The organism is Marisediminitalea sp., from assembly GCF_984433645.1.
The window spans coordinates 1-17,388 of the sequence record NZ_CFIDRX010000031.1; the positions used below are offsets into that span (position 1 = coordinate 1).

16 protein-coding genes are annotated in these 17,388 nt (G+C 49.9%); 4 read left to right on the forward strand and 12 right to left on the reverse strand.

Going from position 1 to position 17,388, the window contains the following annotated elements; all coding sequences use genetic code 11:
* The 3 genes from AC4MRN_RS06170 to AC4MRN_RS06180 all read right to left on the reverse strand — a co-directional run.
* Positions 1 to 499, reverse strand: a 499-nt coding sequence (locus AC4MRN_RS06170) for a RidA family protein (protein WP_491202776.1), incomplete at its 3' end; no start/stop codon positions are given.
* 16 nt (positions 500 to 515) lie between these two features.
* A complete protein-coding gene (locus AC4MRN_RS06175) occupies positions 516 to 914 on the reverse strand; it encodes a c-type cytochrome (protein WP_491202777.1) in 399 nt (132 codons plus the stop codon).
* Between the two features lie 16 nt (positions 915 to 930).
* The gene (locus tag AC4MRN_RS06180) at positions 931 to 2,514 is read right to left on the reverse strand and encodes a flavin monoamine oxidase family protein (RefSeq protein ID WP_491202778.1); all 1,584 of its coding nucleotides are present in this window, start codon (positions 2,512 to 2,514) and stop codon (positions 931 to 933) included.
* Between the two features lie 319 nt (positions 2,515 to 2,833).
* Here AC4MRN_RS06180 and AC4MRN_RS06185 point away from each other — a divergent pair, with 319 nt between their 5' ends.
* Positions 2,834 to 3,817 carry an alpha/beta hydrolase family protein gene (locus tag AC4MRN_RS06185; RefSeq protein WP_491202779.1) on the forward strand — a complete coding sequence of 328 codons (984 nt, stop codon included), beginning with the start codon at positions 2,834 to 2,836 and terminating at the stop codon, positions 3,815 to 3,817.
* Between the two features lie 8 nt (positions 3,818 to 3,825).
* Here AC4MRN_RS06185 and AC4MRN_RS06190 read toward each other — a convergent pair whose 3' ends face one another.
* The 7 genes from AC4MRN_RS06190 to AC4MRN_RS06220 form a co-directional block, all read right to left on the reverse strand.
* A complete protein-coding gene (locus AC4MRN_RS06190; protein WP_491202780.1) occupies positions 3,826 to 4,230 on the reverse strand; it encodes an ACT domain-containing protein in 405 nt (134 codons plus the stop codon).
* A 17-nt stretch (positions 4,231 to 4,247) separates the two neighbouring features.
* On the reverse strand, positions 4,248 to 5,621 hold the full coding sequence (gene dbpA, locus AC4MRN_RS06195; protein WP_491202781.1) for an ATP-dependent RNA helicase DbpA: 1,374 nt from the start codon (positions 5,619 to 5,621) through the stop codon (positions 4,248 to 4,250).
* Between the two features lie 6 nt (positions 5,622 to 5,627).
* Positions 5,628 to 6,659, reverse strand: a complete 1,032-nt coding sequence (gene pyrC / locus AC4MRN_RS06200; RefSeq protein ID WP_491202782.1) for a dihydroorotase — start codon at positions 6,657 to 6,659, stop codon at positions 5,628 to 5,630.
* Positions 6,660 to 6,744: 85 nt separating this feature from the next.
* Positions 6,745 to 9,009 (reverse strand): FdhF/YdeP family oxidoreductase, encoded by a 2,265-nt coding sequence (locus tag AC4MRN_RS06205; RefSeq protein WP_491202783.1) that lies wholly within the window; start codon positions 9,007 to 9,009, stop codon positions 6,745 to 6,747.
* Positions 8,999 to 9,784 (reverse strand): formate dehydrogenase accessory sulfurtransferase FdhD, encoded by a 786-nt coding sequence (gene fdhD / locus AC4MRN_RS06210; protein ID WP_491202784.1) that lies wholly within the window; start codon positions 9,782 to 9,784, stop codon positions 8,999 to 9,001. Before fdhD ends, AC4MRN_RS06205 begins: the two co-directional genes overlap by 11 nt.
* Before the next feature lie 182 nt (positions 9,785 to 9,966).
* Positions 9,967 to 10,530 carry a PhnA domain-containing protein gene (locus AC4MRN_RS06215; RefSeq protein ID WP_491202785.1) on the reverse strand — a complete coding sequence of 188 codons (564 nt, stop codon included), beginning with the start codon at positions 10,528 to 10,530 and terminating at the stop codon, positions 9,967 to 9,969.
* 111 nt (positions 10,531 to 10,641) lie between these two features.
* Positions 10,642 to 11,157, reverse strand: coding sequence for a lipocalin family protein (locus tag AC4MRN_RS06220; protein WP_491202786.1), 516 nt, complete (start codon positions 11,155 to 11,157; stop codon positions 10,642 to 10,644).
* A 155-nt stretch (positions 11,158 to 11,312) separates the two neighbouring features.
* On the opposite strand from AC4MRN_RS06220, the gene AC4MRN_RS06225 reads away from it, so the two are divergent.
* Together AC4MRN_RS06225 and gloA2 are read left to right on the forward strand one after the other, a co-directional pair.
* Positions 11,313 to 12,254, forward strand: a complete 942-nt coding sequence (locus AC4MRN_RS06225; protein ID WP_491202796.1) for an aldo/keto reductase — start codon at positions 11,313 to 11,315, stop codon at positions 12,252 to 12,254.
* 51 nt (positions 12,255 to 12,305) lie between these two features.
* Positions 12,306 to 12,689, forward strand: coding sequence for an SMU1112c/YaeR family gloxylase I-like metalloprotein (gloA2, locus tag AC4MRN_RS06230; RefSeq protein WP_491202787.1), 384 nt, complete (start codon positions 12,306 to 12,308; stop codon positions 12,687 to 12,689).
* 3 nt (positions 12,690 to 12,692) lie between these two features.
* Here gloA2 and AC4MRN_RS06235 read toward each other — a convergent pair whose 3' ends face one another.
* On the reverse strand, positions 12,693 to 13,574 hold the full coding sequence (locus AC4MRN_RS06235; protein ID WP_491202788.1) for an ROK family protein: 882 nt from the start codon (positions 13,572 to 13,574) through the stop codon (positions 12,693 to 12,695).
* A complete protein-coding gene (locus tag AC4MRN_RS06240) occupies positions 13,561 to 14,781 on the reverse strand; it encodes an MFS transporter (protein WP_491202797.1) in 1,221 nt (406 codons plus the stop codon). Before AC4MRN_RS06240 ends, AC4MRN_RS06235 begins: the two co-directional genes overlap by 14 nt.
* A gap of 372 nt (positions 14,782 to 15,153) precedes the next feature.
* Between AC4MRN_RS06240 and AC4MRN_RS06245 the strand changes: the two genes are divergently transcribed.
* Positions 15,154 to 17,106: an alpha-amylase family glycosyl hydrolase gene (locus AC4MRN_RS06245; protein WP_491202789.1), complete on the forward strand. Its 1,953-nt coding sequence runs from the start codon at positions 15,154 to 15,156 to the stop codon at positions 17,104 to 17,106.
* The last annotated feature ends 282 nt before the right edge of the window (positions 17,107 to 17,388 follow it).

Below are 17,388 nucleotides of genomic sequence, written 5' to 3' on the forward strand. Positions count from 1 at the left end.
CGATCTCAACCAAGTAATTTGGATTCGCTAGTCCCGCAATTTGTAAGGCAGAACGAGAAGGCAAATTTGGCTGTGCTTCAGTGCCAAAAAACTGTGTGTAACCACGCATAAAACCGGCGAAATCCATTTTTCCATCCATCGCAGGGTCGCCGACCAAAAACGCCTGCATCTTAATTACATCACCCATGGTTAATCCCAGGCTTTTCAGGTTCTCATCAATCCGGTTCAGCACGCTAACTGTTTGAGTTTCTGTGTCTCCGTACGATTCCATACTGCCTTTGGGCGCATCCGGGTTACTCACACCGGGCACCGCGCCACTCAGAAAAACAATAGTGCTGGTAGCGGGTACTTCAGACGCACGAAGAATAGGGAAATCCGAGCCAATCAGGCCGTGGCGGATCACGGTTTCTTTTGCTTCAGGCTTAGCATCAGCATCGTTGCAGCCTGCTGTCGCAAACACAGCGCTGAGTAAAAGTGGGGCAATCATTAATTTTTTCATTTTGTGTTCCTGTATTTTATCGTTGAGCAATGGTTTTAACGTCGTCTGCACTGACGGCGTCGGTAAAGTGGTTACCAAAGTGACTACGGGTGTAATTCACCACTTCGGCGATTTGTTCGTCAGACAGGTATTGCTTTAATGGCGGCATGCCACCCATGCCGTTGCTGACCATATAGATCACATAAGGCGCGGCGGCTAACTTGGGGTTTTGCGCCAACGCAGGATACGCACCTGCACCTTTGGCACCCTGAGCCATTGGCATATGGCAGCCCTGACAAATGGCATGATAAAGTGCCTCTCCAGTTACTTCCTCGAAGTTAGCGCCTTCGGAAAAGCCGGCGTCATCCGTTGCAATGGTGTAAGTACTTACACTCAGCATATTCGCCACCAGTAAGATTCTCATTAATTTCTTCATTCTTTAATCTCCATAGCTAAGCAGCAGTACTTACTACTTTTTGATGCAATCTCTTGATTGCATCATGGGCAGACGAAATTGCGCCTTCCTGCCACGCGGGCAAATTGGAAGCGTGTTCACCGGCGAGTACTAAACGGCCATCTATCTGGCACAGGTTTTCGTAGTGCTCTTCACGCGACGCCTCTGTCCACATGCCATAGCACCCCTGGGTCCATGGCACCCGGTGCCAGCCAACAGAAATGCCGTTGTCGAACTCGTCGGCATATTGCGGATGTATCTTTTTGCCGTATTCCACCGCTTTCTTTACCCGCTCTTCAGGTGTCAAAGAAGTAAATTCAAAGGCATTCGCACCCCATACATAGGCCCCTAGCAACACGCCTTTGCCTTTGTCGCAGAATTTGGTGCTTGGATAACTGATATTGGTAATAGGTAAGTTGGTGTAGCTCACACCACCGTAAATGGCGTCATCCTGCTCCCAGAACCGACGTTTGAATTCCAGGCCTACCTTCACTGATGCCGCATACGGTACTGCGCGAATAGCCGATTGCATGGCACTGCTGGCTTTGACCGGGATTTGACTAAGAATAGAAAGCGGTATGGTACACACACACCAGTCGGCCTTAGCGGTTTTCGCTACGCCTTGCTGTTCATACTCAACGCTTACGCCTTGGTCGCTTTGGTTAATTCTGGTGACCTTTGCACCGTAGTGAATGGTGTCACCCACGCGCTTTTCGAACGCCTTTGCAATATTGTCCATGCCGCCAACAGGCTGAAAAATACTGCTTTGGAACTCGATATCCTGACCGTTGACAATGTATTTCCATAACTCAGATTGAAGCAGTTCACTTCTGTCCATTAGCTCGCTAGCTTGCGGCTTAGGCGACAATCCGCCGCCAGGAGGAATGGCAAAACCGCGCCGTAAACTTACCTCGTAGGACTTTTTATATTCCGCGCTTTCATTTAATGCGCCCCAGTGACGCATTGACTCGAACAGCTTTTCTCTGTCTTCCACAGAGAGAGCTTTATCTAAACCACCTTGATTTGAGACTTTGGCAAGCAGTTCAGCGGCATATCCCTGGTAGTCGGCCTGCACTTCACGATAGCGCTGAGGCTTGCCACCAAAGGCGTGAGTTGAATGAACCAGTGCGTTGTAGTTAACCTGAATAAATGGCTCAATAGGGATGTTGAATTCGTTAATATACGACATCACATGATGATGGTGGTACGGCACTCGCCAGGGACCCGGGTTAATGTAGTTCCCTTCGGCAAACTGACACTGCTGTGTTGCGCCGCCCAGTTCGGTGTAGGTGTCGCCGCCCCGGAGTGTCCAGCAGCGCCCACCTGCGCGCTGATTAAACTCCAGCATAGTGACCTTGTACCCGGCTTTGCGCAATTCATACGCTGCAGTCATGCCCGCCAGTCCAGCCCCCAGGATCAGCACAGATGCGCCCTTGGGCGTACTACCAAGATTTAGTGTCCCGGGATGTGTAGATTCCGCCGCGAAGCCAAGCGATGTCATCGCCTGGTACATGGCGCCCGCGCCAGCCGTTTTACCAATCCAGCCTAGTAAAGCTCGCCGGCTCATAGATGAGTGATTCAAGAAAAGCCCCCCTTTTATTTAGATGTGAATATGGTTGGGTGGCCCATTTATGCAGCAGGGGTGCCAGTGCGTCTTCAACCGCGGCAAACTGTATAATATATACGACAACACCAAGATATGGCGGTCTGTTCGGGTGGATTTCAATATTTTGTCCGTCTTTTGCGCATCGTTTGTGCACAAAACGCACTAATAAAATGCAACTTTTCGCTCTATTTCACCTCTATATCACCTTTGGTCAGTCAACATGACTGACGATTAAGCCATGCTCTTTCTTTATGAGCTGGTTTCACCTCCTTTTGATAATGACAGGACGTTATTTATGAACCGATTAGGCCTTTTACTCATTAGCTTTTCACTGCTCACAGGTGCCAATACATATGCAGAAACACAAATGCTGGAACCTAAAAGCTGTTTTAGGGGCCCTTTTGAGTCCTATGAAAGATGGGCGAGCGTACTGAAAAAGAATAAGCCCGGATTTAACGAAAAAGCGTTCCAGCGATTTTTCCCGGCAGAGAAATTCAATCAGCGCAAAGCAGATTTAGACTGTACCGACTTTACTTACCAGTCTGACGACTTCAACGTTGAAGGGTTTTATCTGGCGCCAAAGTCACCTGAAAAGCCACTGCCCGTGGTGATATTTAATCGTGGTGGAAACGCTAGTTTCGGTTATGTGGTATTCGGAGCCAAAATGGATCTACCCGCTGAACTTGCTAATGAAGGTTACATTGTACTGGGCAGCCAGTACCGCGGTTCAAGTCGTCGATTGGAAAATAACGGCAAGGATGAATTTGGCGGCGCTGACGTGAATGACGTTCTGGCACTCATTGATCTAGCGAAATCATTGCCTCATGCCGATACATCCCGTATTGCGCTGGTAGGCTGGAGTCGCGGTGTAATGCAAAGCTACCTGGCGGCCAAACATCTCACTGATGTAAAAGCTATTGTATCCGTAGCTGGCAATGCGGATCTGAAACAAGCAATTGCCTGGCGCCCGGAAATGGAAAAAGTCTACGCTGCTCGCATGCCTGACTATGCGAATCAAAAAGAACAGTTGCTTAATGAGCGCTCAGTGATCAACTGGATAGACAAATTACCGCCTGCGCCAATTTTAATGCTTCACGGCACAGCCGACACAAGAGTGAACGTTGAACAGTCGAGGCTGCTTGCCAGTGCACTCAATGCTGCTAACCACACCAATAAATTGGTCACCTTCGAAGGCGACAATCACGGCCTTACGCAACACCGTACAGCGGCATTTAGTGAGATTAAAGACTGGTTACAGCAATATCTGGTAGCGCGCTAACGATAGAGTCAGTCGTTACCCGCTAATGAAGCCAGGGCCGTCATGGCTTTGTCGGCATCGGTAGCAGGCACAAAGATGTGGTCGTGATAATACGCTGCGACCACATTTGCGCTAACCCCCTGAGCGGTTAACGCCGCGCTCATGGCTGCAGTCATACCCACAGCTTCCAGACTGGAATGCACTTTACAGGTAATACAGCGAAATACGCCCTCAAATGCAAGGCCAGCATCACGGGCAGTCAGCTCATTGAGGATCAACGTCGTGCCTTCAACTTCCTGAAACAAGCCCAAAGGAGCGAGTGAATTGAACTGATCAGCGCTAAAGTTGGGAAGTGTGACAAATACATAGTGCTCTGAGAGCAGCTCAGGCGACAAGCCTTTGAGTAAGGTATTTAAATCTGTTTCGCCGCCCATGTTACTCTCCCGATGGCCTATAGCTTAAAGGCCCGTACGCGTTTACCTTTGATTTTACCTTCGCGGAATAAGCCCAACGCGCGTTTTACACTGCGAGCTTTAATGGCCACAAAGCTTTCATTGGCCTGCACTTTGATTTTGCCAATATCGTCGCCGGGAATACCCGCATCCTGAGTGAGTGCGCCCAGGATATCACCCGGGCGTAGCTTGGCTTTTTTCCCTGCCCCTAAACGCAGGCATTTGAATTCTGGCTCAATAATACGGTTGGCGTGAAAACGCAGGCTTTGTGCGCCCTTGCGTTTCAAGTCTTCACCGGTATGGATCTCAATAGCGGCAAGTAACGACGCTTCGTTCGCGCTCATCAGGGTATATGCCATGCCCGGCTGCTCAGCACGGCCTGTACGGCCAATTCGGTGAATATGCGCATCGGGGTTTTCGCTGACATCATAGTTCACTACGCAGTCTACCGCCGAGATATCCAAACCTCGTGCAGCAACATCCGTGGCAACCAGAATATTCAGACAATCGCTGGCAAACTGCATAAGTACCCTATTGCGATCACTTTGTTCCATATCGCCCTGAATAGCAGCGGCCACGAACCCTTCCTGTGCCAGCATATCAGCCACGTCCTGCGTTGTTTTACGTGTGCGGCAGAACACAATCGCGCTTTTAGGCTGCTCCGTGGTCAATAACGCTTTCAGTGCATTAAAGCGATGTTTGTCTTCCACTTCATAAACAAGCTGCGAGACTTTTGCGCGGGCGGCAGAGTCAACCGTAATGGTTTCCGGCGACGATAAATATTGCTTAGCGAGATGCGTAGTCGCATCGGTAAACGTAGCCGAAAACATCAGGGTTTGCACCGGTGCGCGCAAGCCACTGAAGATAACAGCCAGGTCATCGGTAAAGCCCATGTCCAGCATGCGGTCGGCTTCATCGAATACGCGTACACGCAGTTCATCCAAAGAAATACGGCGTTTTTGCACGTGGTCCATCACCCGACCCGGCGTACCCACAATAATGTGACAACCGTGCTTGAGTGAGTTGATTTGCGGTCCCATGGGCTGACCACCACACAGGGTTAACACCTTCACGTTTGGCAAGTCTTTGGCGAGTAACCTATATTGCTCAGCCACCTGCTCAGCCAACTCGCGAGTTGGGCAGAGCACCAGCGTTTGCAGTGCATTCAGGCTCACATCCAGGGTTTGCAGGCTGCCTGCCGCAAACGCCAGGGTTTTACCTGATCCTGTTTGCGCCTGAGCCAGCACATCTTTGCCTTCAATGATGGCAGGCAACGCAGCTTGCTGAATAGGCCGCGGCGCACTGAAACCCGCTTTATCTATAGCCTGTAAAAGCTCCGAGCGTAACCCGAAGGCAGAAAACAACTCACTCATAAATCGTTACGCCAGTTTCCAGTTCAGTGTTTGGCCCGCAAAAAACGGCACCATTTCAGTACCATCGGCCAGCGTAACTATTTCAGGTACCTGCCAACTTTCTTTTACCAGTGTGATCGTGCCGGTATTGCGCGGTAAACCATAAAAGTCCGGACCATTCTCGCTGGCAAACGCTTCAAATTTATCCAGCGCGTCTAATTGTTCAAAGACTTCCGCGTACAGCTCAATGGCACTCCATGCGCTGTAACAACCGGCGCAACCACAGGCGTTTTCCTTGCGGTGTTTGGCGTGAGGCGCGGAGTCTGTGCCCAAGAAGAATTTAGCAGAACCTTCAGCAACCACTTCACGCAGACGCTGCTGATGCGTATTGCGTTTTAATACCGGTAAGCAGTAGTTGTGTGGGCGCACGCCGCCGACCAGCAAGTCATTGCGGTTTAACAATAAATGCTGAGGTGTGATGGTAGCGGCAATATTATCGCCGTTGGCCAGAACGAAATCCGCGGCATCGGCTGTTGTGATATGCTCGAATACCACTTTCAACCCTGGGAAGTCTTTTACAATCTTCGCCATATACTGGTCGATAAACACTTTTTCGCGGTCGAAAATATCTACGTGAGACTCGGTCACTTCACCATGGATCAACAGCAATACGCCGTCTTTTTCCATTTGTTCGAACACCGGATACAGAGCATTGATGCCTTTTACGGCGGCATCTGAGTTGGTGGTTGCGCCTGCCGGATACAGCTTGCACGCCACTACGCCTGCGGCCTTGGCAGCTGTAATGTCAGCCGGTGTGGTTTGGTTGGTCAGATACAAGGTCATCAAGGGTTCGAACTGACTACCTGCAGGACGTGCAGCTTCGATACGCGCTTTGTACGCCATGGCCAGTTCAGCATTGGTTACCGGCGGCACCAGGTTGGGCATCACAATCGCACGGGCAAAACAGCGCGCCGTGGCTGGCACAGTTTCAGCCAGCATGTCGTTATCGCGAAAATGAAGATGCCAGTCATCTGGCTGACGAAGGGTAATTGATTGCATTGCACCGGCCTCAAATACAGGTTAATTCAAGAAACGCGCGCATTATAGCAAGAAACCCTCCGCTTTTGCTTTTTATTCAGACAACTTATGACTCGGCATGGCTTATCACTACCGGCACCGACTTGGATGTAGGCGTTGCCGACGCCAACCCGACGCTTTCAAACGGAATGAGCGGATTCGTTTCCGGGTAATAACACGCCACGTTCCCTTGGGGAATATCATAGCTCATCGCGCGAAATTGGGTCACTTTGCGTTCTGTATCGTCATCCCAGATAGTACTGATATCCACCAGCGAGTTATCGGTCAGGCCGAGCAGGCGCATATCTTCGGCATGCATGAACACCAGCTGGCGTTCACCAAATACACCACGGTAGCGGTCGTTCATGCCATACACGGTGGTGTTGTACTGATCGTGGGAGCGCAGAGTTTGCAAGGTGAACACGGGTGAGTCTTGCTGAGCGATTTTTGCCTGCACGCTATCGGGGAATAACGCATCAGGTAATGCCACTGCATTAAATTCGGCTTTCCCCGACGCGGTATTCCACTGCAAATTTGCCGCGCTGTTATACAAGTGAAAACCACCTGGCTGCTGTATTTGCGCATTAAAATTATCGAACCCGGGGATCACTTGGGCAATGAGCTCCCGTATGTTGCTGTAATCCGCAATGAGTGACTCCCAATCCAGGGCAAAACGGTCTTTCAGAGTGTACTGTGCAATACGCGCAATGATTTCAGTTTCGGATTTCAATAAGTCGCTGGCTGGCGGTGTATTGCCACTGGACGCATGCACCATGCTAAAGGTGTCTTCAACCGTAATCGCCTGATTCTTTCCGCCGGTGGTGTCAGCTTCGGTTCGCCCTAAGCAAGGTAAAATCAATGCATCTTGACCTACAGCCAGATGCGTGCGGTTTAGCTTGGTGGCGATATTCACCATGAGGGTTGTGCGCCTGAGTGCTTGCTCAGTATAAGCAGTATCAGCCGACGCGGCCGCAATATTGCCGCCCAAACAAATCAGCATTTTACTTTGCCCGGCATGCAGGGCTTTAATTGCGTCGTAGACTCTATGCCCGGGTTTCTCCGGTGGTGCAAAGTCAAACACGGCTTGCATAGCCTGATTAAACGCCGGCGTTGGCGCTTCCAGAATCCCCATAGTTCGGTTGCCCTGCACGTTACTGTGGCCCCTTACCGGGCACATGCCCGCGCCAGGTAAACCAATTGCGCCGGTTAGCAGATGCAACGACGTGAGCTCATGAATGGTATCCACCGAATGTAGATGCTGAGTGATCCCCATTGCCCAACAGGTGATCGCTTTCTGGCTGCGCACGAACAAGTTGGCGGCTTCGGTAATATCAGCGCGGGTTAATCCACTGCGCGTTTCAATGTCCTGCCATTGGGTGGCTTTTACTTGCTCGATGTAAGCGTCGATGCCATGGGTATGCGTGTCAATAAAGTCCTGGTTCAGCTGTTCCGCCAGCTCTTCAATAATGACCTTCGCCATGCCTCGTGCTACGGCAAAATCACCGCCGAGTTTGGGTGTGTAATACCGTGCGCTGATATCAACGGCTTGCAGGCCCAATAATTCTGCTGGCTTTTGCGGACTGGCGAAGCGCTGCAACCCAACCTCTTTCAGGTTGTTGAACGACACAATCGTCGCGCCGCGCTTTGCCGCACTGCGCAGCGCATTTAGCATGCGCGGGTGATTCGTACCCGGGTTCTGACCAAACACAAAAATGGTATCGGCCGCATCAAAGTCCTTAAGCGTTACCGTGCCTTTGCCCACACCGATTGCGCGCTTGAGCGCAATACCACTGGCTTCATGACACATGTTGGAACAATCCGGGAAATTGTTAGTGCCCAACGCCCGACCAAATACCTGATATAAAAATGATGCTTCGTTGCTGGCTCTGCCAGACGTATAGAGTTCAAGTTCATTTGGGGATTGCAGGGCATTAATGCCATCAGCAATGTACGTGAATGCCTGCTCCCAACTCACCGGTTCATACTTGTCAGTCTGCGCGTTGTAGCGAAGCGGCTCCACTAATCTGCCCTGGCTTTCCAGCCAGTGATCGCTTTGCTTGCGTAGTTCGCTAACGGTGTGTTGCGCAAAAAACGCAGCATCCACTTTTTCAGAAGTCGATTCCCAGGCAATAGCTTTAGCACCGTTTTCACAAAAGCGAAACGCGCCGCTCTTGTCATCCCCCCAGGCACACCCGGGGCAATCAAACCCTTCGTGTTTGTTAGCATGATACAAATTCAGCATGTTACGACGTACCTGCTTACTTTTAATCAGCTGATTCACCGTAGATTTGACGGACGCGATGCCCCCGGCTTTAGACGATTTATTCGGCATAATTTTCCTTTGCATCATACATAATGGGTTGGTTATTTCGCGGCACATACACCAGATTCAGCCCGGTTTGATGGGCTAAATTCACGGCCATAGTCGTTGGAGAAGACAAACAATACAGCGTGGTAAAACCACATACTGAGGCCTTTTGCACTAGCTCCACACCGCAACGGCTCGTCACTGCCAGATAGCCTTTTTCAGGTTGGAGACCGGCACGTAAGGCTTTACCAATCACTTTATCGAGTGCGTTGTGACGGCCAATGTCCTCACTGCACAATACGGTATTCGATGCTGGGCATACAAACATGGCGGCATGCATAGCGCCGGCTTTTTGGTTGTACGTCTGATTTGCTTCAAACAGCGAACGCAATTGACTGACATCACATTCAGCCAGTGGGCGATTATCGGCCTGCGTTGTAGTCGGCGGGAACGCCTGATCCATGGCGGTTTTATTGCACAGTCCACACCCGGCACTCACCAAACTATAACGTCGCTGCTTTACCTCGTGCTCGCGACGGCCGGTAACGGTAATTCGGGCTTCAAATCCCGGTGACATGGGTTCGATCTGAATATCTTTGATTTCTACTACCGACTTTACGATCCCTTCAGTGAGGAAATGGCCGGTAATAAAGTCGTCAAAATCAAATGGGGACACCATCATCACCGACAGCGCCATGCCATTTACCGCAATAGCAAGCGGCACTTCTTCAGCGAGGTCGTCGTAATGACGAGGAGGATGCTGCGCAGGCAGATTAACCTTGTTACCCATTACAGGCATGGAGGAATCACTAAGCTAAACATGACATGATTCAAGGTTACCACAGGTTATTTCAAAGCGCTGTTGAGATACTTCAACTGTACGGTTTTTAGCGGTAGATATGCATGCGATGTCTGCCCGACATCGAAAGAAACATTGTCCGGACACAACGCCATGGCCGGACAATATCGTGAGTGGCTCGCTTACCCTTTCTTGGTATAAGCAGCAATGATCACAATCGTTTGTCCGTTGACTTTACCTTCGATGTGCAGCGGATTTTGAGTAAGACGGATGTTGCGCACAGGCGTGCCGCGCTTGGCAGTGAAGTTTGCACCTTTTACGTTCAGATCTTTGATCAAATGCACGTTATCACCGGCTTGTAATGCTTCACCATTGCTGTCCAGAGTGGGTTCGCGATCTTCAGGCAACCCTGCTTTTGCCCACTCCTGCGTATCTTCATCCAGGTAAACCATTTCCAGTAAATCCTGCACCCAGGTTTCGCTTTCCAACTGCTTGAGCATACGCCAGGCTACCACTTGCGCTGCAGGGACCGGTGACCATACCGCTTCGTTAAGACAGCGCCAGTGGTTCACATCTACATCGGTGTCGCTATTTAACTGCCCGGTGCAGGTTGCGCAGGCGGCAATGGCACAGTTGTCAGAATCATTTGGAGACTCAGGCACCATGTACAAGGTCAGTCCCTGTTCGCTGCCACATAATTCACATACATTGTTTGCGCGGCTAAATACCGCTTGTTGGTTTGCCATGGTTACTGCCTGTTCGTCGAGCTGAATTTGGAAAACCGCGAGTATAGCACGCCTTCACGGTTTACCATAAACTATGCAGACATTTACTTTTAACTATGCCAACAGTGAATACTATTTGTGCTCTACCCAAATAAATTCATCTGTTGCGTACCCCAGTGATTTTGCTTTGCTCAACAGTTCGTCCAGTACGTCTTGTGACAAGGTCGGTTGCCGGGCCAGTATCCACAAGTACGAGCGATCTGGACCGGTAACCAGCGAGTACTGGTAGTTGTCTTTATCCAGTTCGGCGATGATATAGCTGGCGTAAAATGGCCCGAAGAAAGAGACTTTCAAGTGCCCGGTTGTCTCGTCACTAACAAAATAGGCTTTTCCCTCAGCTTCATCCCACTCACCGGTTGCAGCATCGTACCCTTTGTTGAGCACCCGAATCCCACCGTCTTCACGCTTGCTGTAGGTCGCGGTAACGCGGCTTAGTCCTTCTTCAAAACTGTGATCGAATCTGGCGATTTCATACCAGGTCCCCAAGTACCGCTCCGACTCAAACCCGGTCACAGGCGTAACGCCTTCCGGTACGCTGGTACATCCGGCTAAACCCAATAAAAATAACAGTATTGCTACGCGCTTCATGTTTCACCTTGTGTTTTTTTGTTGTGTCTCATTGCTTTACGAAATTTAGTTTAATTTGTATCACCAGACTTACCTGTTAGCATACGTATTCATTCGCCAGCGCACATGGCGTCACGTACAGTATTATCATTCGGTAACAGAAGAATAACAGCATGATGAAAAACTATTTTGAGCACGCCTCATCGGTGGTGTTTGGTTGCATGGGACTCGGTGGTGAATGGGCCGCGTCATCTTATTCCAGTGAACATGTTAAACAAGCAAACAATGCAATTGAAGCGGCATTGAACGCGGGTATTACTGTGTTTGACCATGCCGATATTTACACGCTGGGCAAAGCAGAAAAAGTGTTTGCCGACGTGTTAAAGCAGAACCCGGACTGGCGCAACAATATGATCATCCAGTCCAAGTGCGGCATCCGCTTCGAAGACGAAACAGGCCCCAAACGCTATGACTTCTCACCGGCCTACATCACCCAGTCTGTCGACGGCATTCTACAGCGGCTGAACCAGGAATATATCGATATTCTGCTGTTACATCGTCCCGACCCATTGGCGGATCTGCCAGCGCTGGGTGAATGTCTGACTGCATTGCATAAAGCCGGCAAGTTTCGTTTCCTTGGTGTATCGAACATGCATTGGTACCAAATTGAAGCGCTTCAGGCTGTTGTGACCTTCCCGATTATTGCCAACCAACTGGAAATGAGCCTGGCTTACCGTGACTGGGTTGAAGATGGCATGATGGCCAACAGTGCGCGTAATCGCAACTCGGGCTATACCGCGGGAACGCTGGAATACTGTCAGCGCAATAAGGTTCAGCTGCAGGCCTGGGCGCCTTTGGCTCAAGGTAAATATTCCGGACGCGGCGAGCCAGACTGCGCAACCTCAGCACTGGTCAGTAAGCTGGCGGCGGAATACGGTGTTAGCCCGGAGGCAATCGTACTGGGCTGGTTAATGCGCCATCCCAGCGCTATTCAGCCTGTAATTGGGACGACTAATCCGGCACGTATTGCCGCCTGCGCGCAAGCAATGCACACTCAGTTGTCTCGCGAGCATTGGTATGCCCTGCTGGAAAGCGCCAGCGGACATGAGGTGCCGTAAGCGCCCTTTGCCAATACTTATCCGTACAGTGGAATTTAACCAGGAGCCAGGATGTTATCAGGCATACATCACGTAGCGATTATTTGCAGCGATTACCCGACGTCCAAACGGTTTTACACTGACGTGCTGGGCTTTTCGGTTATTGATGAAAATTATCGGGAGGCGCGCGATTCGTACAAATGCGATTTGGGTCTGCCGGACGGTACGCAAATAGAACTGTTTTCTTTCCCCGGCGCACCGGCCAGACCTAGCAGGCCCGAAGCACAAGGGTTGCGACACCTGGCATTCCGTGTGGCCGATTTAGATTCGGTGATTGCCCATTTGGCCAGTCATGAAGTGGAATGTGAACCAGTGAGAACCGACCCTTATACGGGTCGGCGATTTACGTTTTTCTCTGATCCCGACGATCTACCGTTGGAATTATACGAACAGTAGGGCTTAGTCGAGTAGCGCCAGGGCGCCAAGCATGCCGGACCGCGTGCCAAGCCCTGGTGTACAAATGACATCCTGTAATGATTTGCCCTCCGGGAACACCACATAATCGTTCAGTGTCTTCTCGGTTGCCGCCACAATTTTGTCGACGATACCCGGTTTCTGCATCACCCCACCGCCTAAAATAATTTTTTCTGCGCTCAGCACAACCATTAGGTTGTGACACATATTGCCGAGCACTTCTGCCAGTCCGTCCCAGGCTGGGTGATCATCGTCAAACGTATCTGATGGTTGCGCCCAAATCTTGCCAAGTGCGGTACCCGATGCCAGGCCTTCCACGCAATTCGTATGGAACGGGCAGGTGCCGGTGATCCCTGCAGGTGGTTGAACCAACATGTGTCCAATTTCAGGGTGAACCAAACCGTGCAGCGGTTTACCGTTAACAACGATCCCTCCGCCGACCCCTGTTCCTACCGTAACGTAAACGGCCACGCCAGCTCCTTGCGCCGCGCCCCAGCGATACTCGCCTAATGCCGCGCCGTTAACGTCGGTATCAATAACGACTTCGCAGTCTAACGCGCTTGCCAGCGCATTCGCCAAATCGGTATTGCTCCAATGCGGCTTAGGGGTTTTCGTTATGTAACCGTAGGTCGGCGAAGCAGGATCTAAATCCAGTGGTCCAAAGCTGGCAATCCCCATTTTGCTAAAGGGATACCCAGCCTCACGTTGTGCTGTAAAAAACGCTACCGTCGCAGACAGCGTTTCCTCCGGCGTGGTCGTTGGAATGCGAATTTCCGCGACGATCTCTTTGTCTGGCGTAACTATCGCACAGTTAAATTTGGTTCCACCCGCTTCAATGACGGCGTAGTACGGATCAGTTAGCGCCATATTCGCTTGCCTCAATCTCTTCTAGTCGTTGTTGTGTAGGGTTAAAGATAAAATTCAGTAACAAGCCTACAAATAGAATCGCTGCAAACACAGTTGCAACCATAAACCCATATTTGGCGTCGCCGCCATTTGCATCACTTACCAGCCCCATGATGAAAGGACCTGCTGCCGCACCGGCTGCCGTGAAGAATAAAATTACCCCCGCCACACTGCCGTGCTGGTGTTTTGGGAAACAGCTTATCCCCTTTGAGTTAAACGTGGGATAGATCACTGACATGAATATGCCCGTTAGCGGGAACAGATATAATGCAACGTGCTTGCCGCACATTAACCCACCGGCAAAACACACTACAATCGCGCCACTGAACAACATCAGTACCAACGCCCAGTTGAAGTGGCTCATCATCCAAATGCCAACAAATCGGCCAAGTGCACGCAAGACAAAGAAAGCCGTTACCGAGTAAATTGCCAGCATTTGTGCACTGCCCTCGGCATAACAATCGTACGTTGCTTTCACACTGGTAGCATCACACACCAGGTAGCTCGGCATCCAAACATAAATAGCACTTTCAGCTGCAACGTACAGGAACGCGCCTAATGAGAAGCCCAGCGCATAGGGGTTTTTAAGTAGTTTTAAGCTCTGCATCAGCGAGACTTTTTCGGCTTCATCTGCATGGGACTGTTTATAAGACGGATACTTAACAAACAACGCAATGGTAATGAGCAAAGTACACACGCCACCAGCAATCACATACAGCCATTGCCAGGCTACACCGGTGTGAATAAGGTAGGCGACAATCAGCGGGCCAATAATGGCACCGACGCCGAAGAAGGCTTCCGCCCCGTTCATGGTGGCGGTATGCTGTTTGGTAGACGATGAAATATCACCAATCAGCGCCAGGGCGCCGGTTTTGAAGATACCAACTGCAATGCCCGACAATGTCATAAGACTCACTATCAGCACAAAATCATTAGCCACCATGAAGCTGTAACACGCCACACCAAATACGGCTAGTCCCAGAATGATGGTGTTCTTTCTGCCAAACTTGTCGGCTAAAAAGCCCAGAAACAACCCGGACAACGCAATGCCCAGCATAGGCAAGGAGTGCATTAAACTGGCCTGGGCATTGGTGACTGAAAAAGCCACTTTCACTTCTTTAATGATTTCGCCAACAGAGTCTGATGTCATGGCAAACATCATAAACATCAGATAAGTAAGCCAGCGAATATAGCGGCTATTGGAGTTTGAATCAGTCATACTTTTTGTCTCTACGTCTACAGCAAACCAAACATGGCCGCCTGCACTAAAGTTTAAACCATTTTACAATTTACAAACCGGCAACATTAAGATTCCACTTAATCAATTAACTTTATTTAAGAAATAATGTTTAAATTCAGTCGCATCCTCAGCAAACCTTGGCATTACAACAATTATTCTATGTAAAATTCTTGAAAATTCATCTTAATCGTTTAAGATTAAACGTAGCAAAACTGATAAATGCTGTAAACCAGTTTGTGAAACTTTTGTAAACTCTAACCAGCCATTGTGTTGGTAGGGTGACGCTTTGTGGAGAATCCAATGAATTACGCGGCTTCGAGTGAACAATGCCTTCAACGCATTCTGGCAGGACTCGATCTTTCCTTTTTGTCTCAACGCGATGGCAAACTATTCACTGCACGTCTTGAAGAGCATTTTGAAGCGCTATTCTCGCGGTATGTTGATGTTTATGGGCATCAGTACGACTGCTATTACCACCTTGAACAGTTGGTTCTCACCTTAGCCAAAGGCCTGAAACAGCGCTCAACCGATCTTAAACGCCTCGACAAAGCGCGCGTTGAAGAACAACAAGCCTGGTACAAAAACGAAAATCAAATCGGTATGGCTTGCTATGTAGATTTACTGGGCCCGACGCTGAATGATCTCAAAGCCAAAATTCCATATTTCAAAAAGCTAGGGCTGACCTATCTTCACCTGATGCCGTTGTACGATGCCCCCAAAGGCGACAGTGACGGCGGCTATGCGGTTTCAGATTACCGCAAGGTAAACCCATTACTGGGTTCAATGGAAGACCTCGAATCATTGTCTAAAGCCTTGCGCGAAGCCGGTATAAACCTGGTACTGGATTTTGTATTTAACCATACGTCCGACGAGCACCGCTGGGCAGAAGCCGCATTAGCCGGCGACAAAACGTATCAGGATTATTATTACCTGTTTGACGACCGAACGGTGCCGGATCAATACGAACACACACTGCGAGAAATTTTCCCGCAAGTGCGTCGCGGTAGTTTTACCTGGAATGACACCATGCAGAAATGGGTGTGGACAACGTTCAACAGTTTCCAGTGGGATCTCAATTACTCGAACCCTGCCGTGTTCAACGCTATCACTGATGAAATGTTGTTTCTTGCCAATATTGGCAGCGCGGCGTTACGCCTTGACGCATTGGCCTTTATCTGGAAAGACATGGGAACCAATTGTGAGAACCAACCCAATGCACACAAGCTGATTCAGGCATTCAATTGCTGTCTGCAAATTGTCGCTCCTGCGGTTGTGTTTAAATCCGAAGCCATTGTTCACCCAGATGAAGTGGTCAAGTACATCCACAAGAACGAATGTCAGCTGTCTTACAATCCGTTGCTGATGGCGCTGATCTGGAACTCTCTGGCTACCCGCAAGACCCGTTTGCTCACGGCCTCTATGCAGAAGAGTTTTAGCATTCCTGACGACTGCACCTGGGTTAACTATGTGCGTTGTCACGATGACATCGGCTGGACCTTTGATGATGCTATTGCGCATCAGTTAGGTATCAACCCCTACGACCATCGCTATTTCCTGAATCAATTTTTTACCGGCCGATTTGACGGTTCTTACGCTGACGGTGTGCCCTTCGCCGAAAATCCATCTAATGGCGACTGCCGGGTATGTGGGTCCCTGGCATCACTTTGTGGGTTGGAGGGCGCACTGACACGTAACGACCAACACGCGATCGACACTGCCATTCAGCGCATTATGCTGGTTCACGGTATCATCATGAGCATTGGCGGCATCCCACTGCTGTATTCGGGTGACGAGCTAGGCATGTTGAACGACTACTCGTATCGCGATGATCCGGCAAAAGCCCATGACGATCGCTGGGTAAACCGCATCGCGGTTACCGACGATGATTTAGAAGGCGTAGATTTACCGGTAACCGATGCAGACTCACAGACACGGACTGTTCAAAAGCTGATTTTTGCTGACTTGCAGAAGTTGATTCATTTACGCAAATCACTTCCAGTTCTTGGCGCAGCAAGAACCCATATTCTGCACACCGACAACCAACATTGTTTTGCGTATTGTCGAGCAGCGGAGAATGGAGACAAGTTACTGGTTATTGTTAACTTTAGTGAACACGCGCAATCAGTAAACGCGTCGATACTCGACGTATTTAATGGTACGCCGGCAAAAGATCTGCTGTCTGAGCAAACGGTAACCAACGATCTACCTGTGGTGCTGGCGCCTTATCAACAGCGCTGGTTGGTTGTGCAATAACACCGAAAGTTTCACAATTGAAACTCGACAGCGGCGCGTAGAGCGACTTCCGTGCCGCTGTCGGTATCCTGCCTCCTATTTACGCTATTTGTCGTTAAAATAGTCAATATTCCCTCGCTTTTTCCTGCCACTGCTATACTTGTAGAGTCATGTCCTTTCTGCAAAAAAATAAACCGACGTGTTAGTGAGAGAAGTCTCATATCCGTATCACTTACCCTTTGGATAGATTTATCTGCAAGGTAGATGAGCAGCACGAGCGAACAGCAGACCAGTGTTTGTTAT